The sequence below is a fragment of the Streptomyces sp. 8L genome, from assembly GCF_020176795.1.
Lineage (GTDB): Bacteria > Actinomycetota > Actinomycetes > Streptomycetales > Streptomycetaceae > Streptomyces.
The window spans coordinates 9,051-21,140 of record NZ_JAIUKE010000209.1 but is presented as its reverse complement, the minus strand read 5'-3'; the positions used below and the strand labels follow the sequence as shown (position 1 = coordinate 21,140).

Annotated in this window: 10 protein-coding genes, 1 other RNA gene and 1 pseudogene; 1 reads left to right on the top strand and 11 read right to left on the bottom strand. The window is 72.9% G+C overall.

The features are described 5' to 3' along the window. The 11 genes and pseudogenes from LCE31_RS18810 to ftsE form a co-directional block, all read right to left on the bottom strand. A partial coding sequence (locus LCE31_RS18810) for an anti-sigma factor family protein (protein ID WP_225015646.1) occupies nucleotides 1-345 on the bottom strand: 345 nt, incomplete at its 3' end. Next, nucleotides 342-929: a sigma-70 family RNA polymerase sigma factor gene (locus LCE31_RS18805; protein ID WP_225015644.1), complete on the bottom strand. Its 588-nt coding sequence runs from the start codon at nucleotides 927-929 to the stop codon at nucleotides 342-344. The genes LCE31_RS18805 and LCE31_RS18810, both read right to left, overlap by 4 nt. A 170-nt stretch (nucleotides 930-1,099) precedes the next feature. Then, nucleotides 1,100-1,921 (bottom strand): annotated as a pseudogene (locus LCE31_RS18800) (uroporphyrinogen-III synthase); the annotation flags it as partial. Nucleotides 1,922-2,113: 192 nt separating this feature from the next. Next, nucleotides 2,114-3,370, bottom strand: a complete 1,257-nt coding sequence (locus LCE31_RS18795; protein WP_374118499.1) for an acyltransferase family protein — start codon at nucleotides 3,368-3,370, stop codon at nucleotides 2,114-2,116. Beyond that, a complete protein-coding gene (locus tag LCE31_RS18790; RefSeq protein ID WP_225015648.1) occupies nucleotides 3,367-5,517 on the bottom strand; it encodes a bifunctional polysaccharide deacetylase/glycosyltransferase family 2 protein in 2,151 nt (716 codons plus the stop codon). Before LCE31_RS18790 ends, LCE31_RS18795 begins: the two co-directional genes overlap by 4 nt. 65 nt (nucleotides 5,518-5,582) lie before the next feature. Continuing rightward, the gene (locus LCE31_RS18785) at nucleotides 5,583-6,467 is read right to left on the bottom strand and encodes a hypothetical protein (protein WP_225015640.1); all 885 of its coding nucleotides are present in this window, start codon (nucleotides 6,465-6,467) and stop codon (nucleotides 5,583-5,585) included. Between the two features lie 764 nt (nucleotides 6,468-7,231). After that, nucleotides 7,232-7,618: a transfer-messenger RNA gene (gene ssrA, locus LCE31_RS18780) on the bottom strand. A 220-nt stretch (nucleotides 7,619-7,838) separates the two neighbouring features. Then, a complete protein-coding gene (gene smpB / locus LCE31_RS18775; protein WP_225015638.1) occupies nucleotides 7,839-8,318 on the bottom strand; it encodes an SsrA-binding protein SmpB in 480 nt (159 codons plus the stop codon). A 111-nt stretch (nucleotides 8,319-8,429) separates the two neighbouring features. Then, nucleotides 8,430-9,629 carry a S41 family peptidase gene (locus LCE31_RS18770; RefSeq protein WP_225015636.1) on the bottom strand — a complete coding sequence of 400 codons (1,200 nt, stop codon included), beginning with the start codon at nucleotides 9,627-9,629 and terminating at the stop codon, nucleotides 8,430-8,432. Between the two features lie 69 nt (nucleotides 9,630-9,698). Then, nucleotides 9,699-10,616, bottom strand: coding sequence for a permease-like cell division protein FtsX (ftsX, locus tag LCE31_RS18765; protein ID WP_225015634.1), 918 nt, complete (start codon nucleotides 10,614-10,616; stop codon nucleotides 9,699-9,701). 77 nt (nucleotides 10,617-10,693) lie between these two features. Further along, nucleotides 10,694-11,383, bottom strand: a complete 690-nt coding sequence (gene ftsE, locus LCE31_RS18760) for a cell division ATP-binding protein FtsE (RefSeq protein WP_225015632.1) — start codon at nucleotides 11,381-11,383, stop codon at nucleotides 10,694-10,696. A gap of 272 nt (nucleotides 11,384-11,655) precedes the next feature. Here ftsE and LCE31_RS18755 point away from each other — a divergent pair, with 272 nt between their 5' ends. After that, on the top strand, nucleotides 11,656-11,850 hold the full coding sequence (locus tag LCE31_RS18755) for a hypothetical protein (RefSeq protein WP_225015631.1): 195 nt from the start codon (nucleotides 11,656-11,658) through the stop codon (nucleotides 11,848-11,850). The last annotated feature ends 240 nt before the right edge of the window (nucleotides 11,851-12,090 follow it).

Here is a 12,090-nt window from a genome sequence, read left to right as displayed (position 1 = left end):
GGGCGGCGTCGAGCCCGGTGTACTCGGCGTCGTCACGCGGGACGGCGGCTGTCGGGGCGCCCCCGGCGGGGGGGGGGCGCGGCCGCGGGGGGGGGGCCCGCGGCCGGGCGCCCGGCCGTCGGGCGCCTCCGGCGCGGAGCGTGCGCCGGGCCCGTCCGCGAGCAGGGCCAGCAGGGGCTCCATCCCGGAGAACTCGTCCAGCCGGGCCGCGCACAGCTCGCAGCCCGCCAGGTGTTCCTCGAAGGCGGTGGCGTCGGCGTCGTCCAGGACGCCGAGGGCGTAGGCGCCGACCGCGTCGTGCATCGTGCCCTCTTCGTCCGTGCCGGGCCCGTCGTGCGCCGTCATGCCGAGACCCCCCTCTCCTCCAGCGCGAGCTTCATGGAGCGCAGCGCGTAGAACACCCGCGAGCGCACCGTCCCACTGGGTATGCCGAGCACCTCGGCCGCCTCGTTGACCGTGCGTCCCTTGAAGTACGTCTCGACCAGTACCTCGCGGTGCGCGGGCGTCAGGTCCTGGAGCGCGTCCGAGAGCGTCATCAGCCAGAGCGCCTTCTCGATCTCGTCCTCCGCGGGCATGACCTCGAGCGGCGAGGGATCGACCTCCTGCGGCCGCGCCTGCCTGTTCCGGTGGCCGTCGATGACGATACGGCGCGCCACCGTCACCAGCCAGGGCCGGACGGAGCCCGCCGTACGGTCGATCCGGCCGGCGTTCTTCCAGGCCCTGATGAGCGTCTCCTGCACCACGTCCTCGGCGCGCTGCCGGTCGCCCGCGACCAGGCGCAGGACATAGGCGAGCAGCGGCCCCGCGTGCTCCCGGTACAGGGCGCGCACGAGTTCCTCGTCCGGCGCGGAGAGGCCGGTGGGCGCGTCCTCGCCACTGCGCCGGTCCTGTCCGGGGCGGTCATCGGCCACGGCGGCATCCTCGCGCACCCGAACCTCCTGGTCGAGACCTGATGTGGCTGCCTACCCCCTTCACTACGGAAGCGGACCGGTCCGTGCTCAACGGGCCGGGGAAATCTTCTGTGATCCCCGGCACCCGCCTCGGGCGCGGGTACGGAGCCGGGTACGCGCCGGCGGGCCGGGGCCGCTCAGCGGCCGGCCGCGCGGGCGGGCAGCTCGTCGCAGAGCAGCTGGACGAGGGGGCCGAGCCGGAACCGTTCCGGCTCCCGCGTCGGCACGCCCCGCTCGCGCAGCGGCGCGGCCGTCACGGAGCCGACGCAGGCGGCGAGCACGTCCCGGCCGAACGCGTCGAGGACCTCCCGCGCGGCGCCGCGCTCCTCCGCCCTGGCCAACAGGGACGCGGCGGCGGGCGCGCTGGTGAAGGTGACCGCGTCGAGGCCCCGGGCGGCGATCCGGTCGACGAGGGCGTCGAGCGGAGCCTGGTCGAGCGGCGGCAGCCATCGGTAGACGGGTACGGCGACGACATCGGCGCCCCCGGCCGCGAGGGCCTCGCGGAAGGCGTCCAGCGGCTCGCCGTGCAGCTGGACGGCGACGCGCCGCCCCGCGACGCCCTCGCCGAGGAGGCGTTCCAGCACCTCGGCCATCGACTCGGACGCGGGCGCCCACTCCTCGCGCAGGCCGGCGGCGCGCACGGCGCCGGTGACCTTGGGTCCGCGCGCGTACAGCCGGGCGCCGCGCAGGCGTTCCACCAGCGCGTCCCCCTCGTCCCAGCCGGCCGCGGCCTCCAGCCAGCCGCGGAAGCCGACGGCCGTGGTGGCGACGACGGTGTCGGGCGGGACGGCGAGGAGGCCCCGGGTCGCGGCGCGCAGCTCGGTGTCGTCGGCGAGCGGGACCGTGCGCAGGGCGGGCGCGAGGACGACGCCGCCGCCGCGCCGCCGGATCAGCGCGGCCTGCTCCTCGGCCCGCCGGGCGGCGGTGACCCCCACGGTGAACCCCGTCAGGGGCGCGCCCTGCTCGGCCATGTCGTACCTCTGCGTTCGTCGTGTCGCGGATGCGCCGGGGGAACCGGCTCATCGGATTCACCGGATTCACCGGATTCACCGGATTCACCGGGGGGAACCGGGATCACCGGGTCGCGCGTTCCCGGATGCGCGTGTGGCTGTCCCCGGTCGTCCATTGTGCCGACCGGGCCGGGGCGCGCGGCGAGCGGGAGGTCAGCCGGGGCGTGGGGCGGCCGGCGCCTCCCCGACCGGGGACGGCGGCGGTGCCGGGGCGACCGCCGCCCGGCGTTCGCGCCTGCCGTCGGGCCACAGCCGGGGTCCGCGGCGCGCCGCGAGATCCTCGCACCACCCCGTGGCCACGATCACGAGCGCGATCAGCGGCCATACCAGCACCAGCGTGAGCACCGGGTACGAGGCGTCCAGCGCGCCGCCGAACCGGTCGCTCCCCGGGAGGTTCCACGCCAGGTCGATGACCGGGGTCGTGGCCATGATGAGCGGGTTGTGCGAGAGGTAGACCGTCACGGCCCGGTTGTTGGCCAGCGTGACCACCGGGTCGAACGCGGCGAGCCGGCCCGGGAGCCGGTGCCACGCGGGCGCGTACTGGAGCAGCACGGCCACGAACCCGAGGGACCACAGCGCCTGTCCGAGCGGGATCTCGTCCAGGTTCCAGCCCTCGGGCGTGAGGTGTCCCGAGGCCCACCACAGCCCGGCCGCCATGACGAACGACGCGCAGGAGACCGTGAGATAACGCGGCACCCGCGCGAACAGGCCGTCGCGGTGGGCGAATCCGAGCACCCAGCAGGCACCGTACGTCGCGAAGTCCGTCACGGCCTGCCCCGCCTCGCCGGGGATCGCGACGAGGCCCGTGCCGCACACCGCGCACAGGGCGAGCGGCAGCGCGAGCGCCGCCCACGGCGCCCGGCGGAACAGCCGCAGCAGCAGCGGCGACGCCAGCACGAACCACAGGTACGCCCGGAGGTACCAGAGCGGACCCGCCGCCTGGTCGGCCCACGACGTGTCGAGCCCGCTCCAGGGGCGAGGAGCCGGATCGGGGTAGGGGGGCGCGCCGAGCGGAACAACCCAGTCGAGTACGGACACGGCGCCGGCGGCCCCGCCGCCGGTGCGCGAGGGGTGCCAGCCCGCGTACACCAGCAGCGGCACGACCACCAGGCCGAAGAGCCACATCGGCGGCAGCAGCCGGCGCAGCCGGCCCCGGACCACCGCCGCGCCGCCGCGCCGCCCCAGCGAGCGCGCCATGAGCGACCCGGCGAGCGCGAACATCACGCCCATGGAGGGGAAGGCCACGGTGAGCCAGGCCCAGCCGAAGATGTGGAAGACGACCACACGGACCAGCGCGACGGCGCGCAGCAGGTCCAGACAGCGATCCCGCCCGCCGCCGCGCCGCGCCTCCGGCACGACGGTATGGGGCGGCCCCCCGCGGGGGGCCTCCGTTCGTCCGTACGGCCTCATCCGACGGGCCTCCGCTCGTCGGATGAGGCCGTACGGTCGCGAGGCGCGGTTCCGGCAGGCACGGCGGGCGCGGACTCCACGACGCCCGAACGGCGCAGCTTCTGCCAGCGCAGCCGGCCGCCCGTGAGCGCGGTGACCCACGACTGGACGAGGACCGCGTACATCAGCGCCCGGTAGAGGATCTGCTGCAACGGCAGCGACACCAGGTGCCGCATCGGCTCCTTGTCGAGCCGGAACGCGTAGGCAGCACAGCCCAGTTGGAGACCGAGCAGGGCAAGCCAGCTCGCCACGGTCCGCCCGGTGGGCCCGAAGACGAGCCCGTAGAGGAGGAACAGGTCGACGAGCGGCGCGAGCAGCGGCGCCACCACCATGAACGCGGCGACGAACGGGAGCCCCACGCGGCCGAATCGGCCGGACGGGCCGCGGTCGAGAACCGCCCCGCGGTGTTTCCACATCGCCTGCATCGTGCCGTAGCACCAGCGGTAGCGCTGCGACCACAACTGCCCCACGCTCTCGGGCGCTTCGGTCCAGGCGCGCGCGTCCGGCGCGTACGCCACCCGCCAGCCGAGGCGGTGGACGGCCATGGTGATGTCGGTGTCCTCGGCGAGCGTGTCGCCGCTCATCCCGCCTGCCTCCCGCAGCGCCTCGGCACGGAACGCGCCGCACGCGCCCGGGATGGTGGGCATGCAGCGCAGCAGGTCGTACATGCGGCGGTCGAGGTTGAAGCCCATCACGTACTCGATGTGCTGCCAGGCGCCGATCAGCGAGTCGCGGTTGCCCACCTTGGCGTTGCCCGAGACGGCGCCGACGCGCGGGTCGGCGAACGGCGCCACCAGCTCGCGCACCGTGCGCTCCTCGAAGACGGTGTCGCCGTCCATCATCACGATGATGTCGTGGCGGGCCTGCCGGATACCGTTGTTGAGGGCGGCGGGCTTGCCCGCGTTGCGCTGCCTGACCACGCGGACGCCCGGCAGCCCCAGCGCCTGGACGATGTCGGCGGTGCCGTCCGTGGAGCCGTCGTCGATGACGACGACCTCGACCGGATGGTCGCCGCGCGCCAGCGAACGCACCGTGCCGGCGATGCACTTGCTCTCGTTGTACGCGGGGACGAGCACGGTCACCGGCCGCGTGAAGGGCGGCAGCGCCCCCTCGCCCCTCTCGCGGGCCCGGGAGCGGCGCGTGTGGACGAAGGCCAGGACCAGCATCAGCGCGAACCGGCCGACGACGAGGGCGCCGACGCACGCGACAGCGCCGACGAGGCCCGCCGTCACCCGGTCCGAGAGTGTGACGGCGGCGACGAACGCCCTGCCCTTCAGCAGCTCGCCGCCGTGTACGGGCGTGTGCGCGCTGGGTGCGCCCAGGGCCCCGGTGACCGTCTCGAAGCGGTAGCCCCGACCCCGCATTGTCCGGAGGTAGCGGCCGAGCGCACGCACGGTCTCGGTGCGGTCGCCGCCGAAGTCGTGCATCAGCACGACGGCGCCGCGCGGGTCCTTCGGTGTGGCGTTGCGGATGATCCGGCCGACGCCCGGCCGCTGCCAGTCCTCGCTGTCGAGACTGTCGAACACACTGATGTAGCCGAGGCTCCCCACATACCGGGTGACCGGCCAGGACGTGTTGTCGAGCGCGTCGGCGAACGACGAGTACGGGGGCCGGAACAGCGCCGTTCTGACGCCCGCCGCGCCCTCGATCGCCAGCTGGGTGCGGGAGATCTCCCGGTCGATCGCGGACGCGCCGAGATAGGAGAGGTCGGGGTGGTCGAAGGTGTGGACGCCGACCTCGTCGCCCTCCGCCACGATGCGCTTGACGAGCGCCGGGTTGCGGGCGGTGTTGGTGCCCGTGACGAAGAACGTCGCCTTCGCGCCGTACCGGTGCAGGATGTCGAGGATCTTGGGCGTCCACACCGGGTCGGGGCCGTCGTCGAAGGTCAGCACGATGGTGCGGTCGGGGATGTCCAGCGACGTGGCGGGCTTCGACGCGTCCCGCGCGTCGACGACGGGCCCGCCGTCGAGGACGCGCTCCGGCACCCGGTCAGCGGGCGCCGGGGGCCTGACCCGGTGGTCGGGCACGAACGAGCTGTACACATAGCCGCGCACGACGAGCATGCCGCCGAGCACCGCGAGCAGGGCGACGGGCAGCAGGTGGCGCAGGGACACGCGGCGCGGTCCTGCCCCGCGCGCCGCGCCGCGTCCGCGGACGGGACGATCGGACCGGCTCATGCGCGGACCACGCCCTCCGAGGGCGCAGCCCGGCCCGGGAGCTCCCCGGCCGGGGCCCCTCCCGCGGGGCCCGCGGAGTTCTCGCCGGCCGGGCTCTGGCCCGCACGCGAGCCCGCGTCCGGCGCGCTCTGCGCGCCCTGGTCGCTCTGCGGGCTCTGGTCGCCGGTCGTGCCGGTACTGGCCGAGGCGGTACTGCCCGCCGGGTCCCCCGAGGCGCCGGTGGTGGTGCCACCGGGATCGCCCGGGGTGCCGGTGGGGCCGCCGTCGCCGCCGGTTCCGGCTGTCGCGCCGCCGGTGCCGGTGGTACCGCTCACGCCCGCCGCCGTCCCCGTACCGCCCGACGCGGTGGAGGTGCCGCCGGACGGTGGCCCCCCGGTGACGGCGCCCGTCGCGCCCGTCGCACCTGACGCGCCTGTCGCACCCGTCGTGCCACCCCCGCCGCCCGACCGCGGGATGCCGGAGCCTCCGGTGGCCGCACCGCCGCCCTCGCCGGAGGTGGCGGCGGCCCGCCCGCCGGGCCGCGTGGTGGCCGAGGGCGCGGGGCCCGCCGTACCGGGACGCTCGGCGGCGGCCCTGGCCGCGCGCGGATCGGCGTCCGAGACGGCGTCGCCGCCGCCGTCCGTCAACGAGGGGACGGTACCGGGGCCGGTCTGCCGGCGGCCGGACGGCCCGCTCGCGGAGGGGCCCGGGGCCGGCCGTACCGTCCGCGCGGGCTTTCCCCGCTGCGCGAGGCCCGCGACGCCCGGGATGTCCAGCAGTGGTGCGGCGGAGCCGCCACCGACGAGTGCCACGGCCAGCGTGACCGCGTACGCGGCGCAGAGCACCGCGACCCCCCATCCGATACGCCGGACCTTCTTGCTTCTCCGGCCGCTCGCGTCCACGAAGACGGGGTCCGCGCCGGACCGCCCGGGCGGCTGCCCGCCTTCGGCGGCGCCCTTTTCCCCTTCCTCGGACGGGGCCCTTCCGCCGGGAGACTTTGCATCGTCCCGCCCGGAACCCTCGATTCTCGCGGTGCTGCCGACCGCCTCGTGGACCTGTACCGCCCGAGCGTCTTCTCGCCGTTCTTCCACTGTTGTGCACGTCCCCCACTCAATGTTTCGGGGTACGCGAAAGGAACACCGGAATGCCGCAGGCCGGGCCCCCACCCGGCCGAGCGCCCTTCCCCCTCCGCACCCGGGCCATGAACGTAGCGCACGAAACAGCGGCACGTACTTCCGTTTGCGGGCTTCCCCCGTGACCGTGTAGGGGAATTCCGGTGATCAGAAAAAGGCCGAAGAATGGTTCAGACCACTCCGCTTTCTTTTCCGCGACCGGCTCTGGCATGGCGTTTTACCGGCCGCCTCGGCCGCCTCTCGTGGCTGGAGCATGACAGTGAGTGGTGGAGCGGTGTCCGACATCGCGGGAAAATTCATCGCTCGACACCATCGATCGGACCCCTCGGCCTACGCAGACCGACGACGCGCGCGTACCCCGTGGGTACGGTTCGCCGCCTGCGCCCCTCGCCTGTCGGGACGCCTGCTTGCCGCGACGCCTCGCGAGGGCAGGGCGGGCTGAGGCCAGGACGCCGTATGCCGTAACCTCGCACGCCGTACAACGACAAAGGCGCCAGACCCGCCTGTCGCGGGCCTGACGCCTTTGCTTCTGTCTGTGGAGATGGCGGGAATCGAACCCGCGTCCAACGGTGCGGAATCAGGGCTTCTCCGAGCGCAGTCCACTACGATTTTCTCGGCCCCGGAGATCACGTGGACAAGTCTCCGACGGGCTCAGTCACTGTTTGATTTCCCTGTACACCCCGTGACCGGGCGTACAGGTTTAGTCCCCTAGCTGATGCCAGGAACCGGGTCGGGAACAGCCCCGGGCTGACACTCCGCGGAGTCTTCGCTAGCTGCTAATTAGGCAGCAAGGGCGAAGGCGGAGGAATCGCGCTTGGAATTGGCGATTATTGTTTGCGACATATGGTTTACGAGATCATTGCCGCTTCCTCGGCTCGCTTCCCCTGCTTCGACAGCCGCTGTCGAAACCGATCATCCCCATGTTGATTTTTCAAAATGTGCACTGATCGAGCAGTACTTAAAACACTGCTCAAGCCGTACACGGCAACGCACACCCAGTTGCGAGGTGTCCGCACCATCGTACGGGATCAACGCCGCGCCGTGCCAGCGTATTCCCCGGTACGGGAGACCCCGGCGGCCGACCGCGCCCCGGTCCGTCCGCCCGCGCGGGGTGGGCACTCCGGGGGCTGCCCGGTCCTGTCAGCCCCGCTGGCGGCGGCGCACGGCGGAGACGGCGCGCTCCGTCTCCCTGCGGTCCTGCTTCTCCCGCAGCGTCTGCCGCTTGTCGTACTCCCGCTTGCCCTTGGCCAGCGCGATCTCGATCTTGGCCCGGCCGTCCTTGAAGTACAGGGCGAGCGGCACGATCGTGAGCCCCGACTCCTGGACCTTGGAGTCCAGCTTGTCGATCTCGGCGCGGTGCATGAGCAGCTTGCGCTTGCGCCGCGCGGAGTGGTTCGTCCAGGTGCCCTGGCTGTACTCCGGCACGTGGACGTTGTGCAGCCAGGCCTCGTGGCCGTCGATCTGCACGAAGCCGTCGACCAGCGACGCCCTCCCCAGGCGCAGCGACTTCACCTCGGTCCCCGTCAGGACGAGACCCGACTCGTACGTGTCGAGAATCAGGTAGTCGTGCCGCGCCTTCTTGTTCTGCGCAATCATCTTGCGCCCGGTTTCCTTAGCCATAGTCCCGCCATTTTCGCACTCCGGCACAACCTCTTTTACGTACCGCGGACCGCGGTACCGCTCCCGCGCGCCCCGAGAGTCCCGTACCGCGCACCCCCGCGCGGCGCGGGGTCAGGCGCCGTGTCCGAGACCCGTCAGCACGGTCTCCGCGCGGCGTTCCGCGTCGTTCCCCGCCACCAGGTCCGGGGTGATGCCGCGGCCGTCCACGGCGCGGCCCGCCGGCGTCCTGTAGTGGCCCACGGTCAGCTCGGCCACCGATCCGTCCGGGAGCTTCGTCGGCATCTGCACGGAGCCCTTGCCGAAGGTCCGCGAGCCCACCACGACGGCCCTGCCGCGGTCCTGGAGCGCCCCCGTCAGCAGTTCCGCCGCGCTCATCGTGCCGCCGTCCACCAGGACGACCACAGGCCGCCGTGTATTCCCGCCGGGCCGCGCGTACAGCGCGTGCTGGTGCCCCTTCACGTCGTACGTGCCGACGAGGCCGCCGTTCAGGAACGCGGACGCCGCCGTGACGGCCTCCGAGACCAGGCCGCCGCCGTTGCCGCGCAGGTCGAGCACGATCCCGGCGCCCGGCGGCGCGTCGCGCACCGCCTGCCGCACCCGCTCGCCCGTGCCTCTGGTGAACGAGTCGACGGCGATGCGCCGCACGCCGCCCGCGAGGACGCCGACCGACACGGACGCGACCGCGAGCCTGGCCCTGCGCAGGGTGCGGGTCTCGCGGCGGCCGTCACGCTCCAGGCCGAGTACGACCGTACTGCCGGGGCGTGCGGCAGGGCCGTCCCCCTGCGGGTCGCCGCGCAGCAGTCCCATGACGCGGGTGACGGGGAGGCCCGCGATGCCGTGGTCGTCCACGGCCCGCAGCACGTCGCCCGGCCGGATGCCGGCCCGCTCCGCGGGGCCGCCGCGCTGGACGCGGGTGATCTGCACGAGCCCGTCCGCCGTGCGCCGCGTGCCGACCCCCACGCCCGTGTACGCGCCGTCGAGGGACTGTTCGAACTCCTCGTACTCGTTCTTGTCGTAGACGGCGCTCCACCGGTCGCCGCTGCGGCTGACGACCTGCTGTGCGGCGTCCGTGCCCGACCGGCCGCGGGCGATGGCCCGCGCCGCGGCCTCGGCCACCGTGTCGCCGTCGAGTGTCGCCGCGGCGGGCGCCGACGCCGTACGGGACGAGGGCGTGCGGCCGCCTCCCCCGCCCGCGCGCGGCAGCGAGTCGGTGGCGGCCGCCGTGGCGAGCAGGCCTGCGAAGACCAACGTCAGAGCAGCCCCCCGGCCGAAGCCGCGGGGCCCGAGACGCGGTACGGCGGAACCCGGCATGGCGCCACAGTCTAGGACAACGCCCGGCGGACGAACGGGCCTTGGCCCAAGAACCACAGGGGGTACTTGTCACACCCTCAGATACTTGCGCAACGCCGCGAACGCGGCGACCGCCGGCATCAGCAGGCCGATCGCGAGGACGAGGGGCAGCTTGGAGAGCACCGCGTCCCAGCCGATGAACTTCACCAGCTGCATCTTCTGTTGGAGGTCGAGGCCGCCGTCGATGAGGAAGTAGCGGCCGAGCAGCAGCATGCCGCAGGCGACCACGCCGCCGATCAGCCCGGCGAACGCGGCCTCCATGATGAACGGCATCTGGATGTAGAAGCTCGACGCCCCCACCAGCCGCATGATGCCGGTCTCCCGCCGTCTGCTGAACGCCGAGACCCTGACGGTGTTGACGATCAGCATCAGGGCGATGATCAGCATCAGGGCCATCACGCAGAGGGCGGCGATGTTCATGCCGTTCATCAGGGAGAAGAGGTTCTCCAGGATGGAGCGCTGGTCCTGCACCGACTGCACGCCGTCCCGGCCGGAGAACGCGGTCGCGATGACCTTGTACTTCTCCGGGTCCTTCAGCTTGACCCGGAACGACTCCTCCATCTGGTCGGGCGTGATGGACGAGGCGAACGCGGTGTTGCCGTACTGCTGCTGGTAGTGCTTGTACGCCTGGTCGGCGTTCTCCTGGTAGACGTGCTGGACGATCCCCATCTTGTCCAGGTCGGACTTTATCGACGCCTTCTCCTGGTCGGTGATGGCGCCCTTCGTGCACGCCGGATCACTCGCCGCGTCCGACTTGTTGCACAGGAAGATGGAGACGTTGACCTTGTCGTACCAGTAGTCCTTCATCGTGCCGACCTGCTCGCGCATGAGCAGCGCACCGCCGAAGAGGGCCAGCGACAGGGCGACGGAGACGACGACGGCGAAGGTCATCGTGAGGTTGCGGCGGAGACCGACGCCGATCTCCGACAGGACGAACTGGGCGCGCATGGCGTCCTTTCAGCTGTGATGCCTGGGTGCTTCGCGCGGCGCGGGGCCGACCCGCCGCGCCACATCAGCGCGGTGCGTCAGTGCTGGTAGCCGTAGACGCCGCGGACCTGGTCGCGGACCAGCCGGCCCTTCTCCAGCTCGATGACCCGCTTGCGCATCTGGTCGACGATGTTCTGGTCGTGGGTGGCCATCACCACGGTGGTTCCGGTGCGGTTGATCCGGTCGAGCAGCTTCATGATGCCGACGGACGTCTGCGGGTCGAGGTTGCCGGTCGGCTCGTCCGCGATCAGCAGCATCGGCCGGTTGACGAACGCGCGCGCGATGGCGACGCGCTGCTGCTCACCACCCGACAACTCGCCCGGCATACGGTCCTCCTTGCCCCCGAGCCCCACGAGATCCAGCACCTGCGGAACCGACTTGCGGGTCTCGCCGCGGGAGCGGCCGATGACCTCCTGCGCGAACGCCACGTTCTCGGCGACGGTCTTGTTGGGCAGCAGGCGGAAGTCCTGGAAGACGGTGCCGAGCTGGCGGCGCATCTGCGGCACCTTCCAGTTCGACAGACGCGCGAGGTCCTTGCCCAGGACGTGCACCATGCCATGGCTCGCCCGCTCCTCCCTCAGGACGAGGCGCAGGAAGGTCGACTTGCCGGAGCCGGAGGAACCGACCAGGAAGACGAACTCCCCCTTCTCGATCTCCAGGGAGACGTCACGCAAGGCGGGGCGGTTCTGTTTCGGGTAGCTCTTGGAGACGTTGTCGAATCGGATCACGATGCACCACGGTCGGCCGGGAGTAGGTGAGCGCGACCTTACGCGAACCCGCCGCACGCGCGCAGTCCGCGTACCCTCTTGGGCGAATTGTCGGGGATGGCGCCAGGAACCGCACCTCCACGAACCGGGGGGAATGACGCGAGACTCCCATCGGGCGCGCCGACACGGCCGGAAGCTGGCAGAGTGGAGGTGGGGAACGGATGCGTTTCCCCGAGCGTTGCGCGGAGAGGGACACCACGGGCGGCTCCGCCGCGCGGTGAGGAGGAGAGCGCATGACCTACGACAGACTGGTGTGCGCCAACTGCGCGGGACCCGTGAGCGAGGGCAGGTGCCGCGTGTGCCGGGCCAACCGGGAGCGCCTCCAGCAGAGCGGGCCGTTCGGCGGGCTGAGCCTGGCCGCCGTTCTCACGGTCCTGGTGCTGCTGGTGGCCGCGGTGGCCCTGGTGGCGGTGAACCAGCCGGCCTGACCTGGCCGGGGACCGTACGGACCACGGGGTACGGGTCGAGGGCCGGCGGCACGGCCGCGCGAAGGGGCCCCGCGCGCGGCGGACGTACACACAGACAGACGCACAGAGAACAGACGCACAGAGAGAAGGGGGGGGGGGGGGGGGGGGGGGGGGGGGGGGGGGGGGGGGGGGGGGGGGGGGGGGGGGCGCCGGGGCGGGGGGGGGGCGCGCCGCCGCGGGGGGGGGGGCGGCCCGCCCGGG

What these genes read in the sequence shown, in the direction of transcription:
- LCE31_RS18795 (WP_374118499.1), bottom strand. Translation starts at nt 3,370, where the DNA reads ATGAGGCCGTACGGACGAACGGAGGCCCCCCGCGGGGGGCCGCCCCAT.
- smpB (WP_225015638.1), bottom strand. Translation starts at nt 8,318, where the DNA reads ATGGCTAAGGAAACCGGGCGCAAGATGATTGCGCAGAACAAGAAGGCG.
- LCE31_RS18770 (WP_225015636.1), bottom strand. Translation starts at nt 9,629, where the DNA reads ATGCCGGGTTCCGCCGTACCGCGTCTCGGGCCCCGCGGCTTCGGCCGG.
- ftsX (WP_225015634.1), bottom strand. Translation starts at nt 10,616, where the DNA reads ATGCGCGCCCAGTTCGTCCTGTCGGAGATCGGCGTCGGTCTCCGCCGC.
- LCE31_RS18755 (WP_225015631.1), top strand. Translation starts at nt 11,656, where the DNA reads ATGACCTACGACAGACTGGTGTGCGCCAACTGCGCGGGACCCGTGAGC.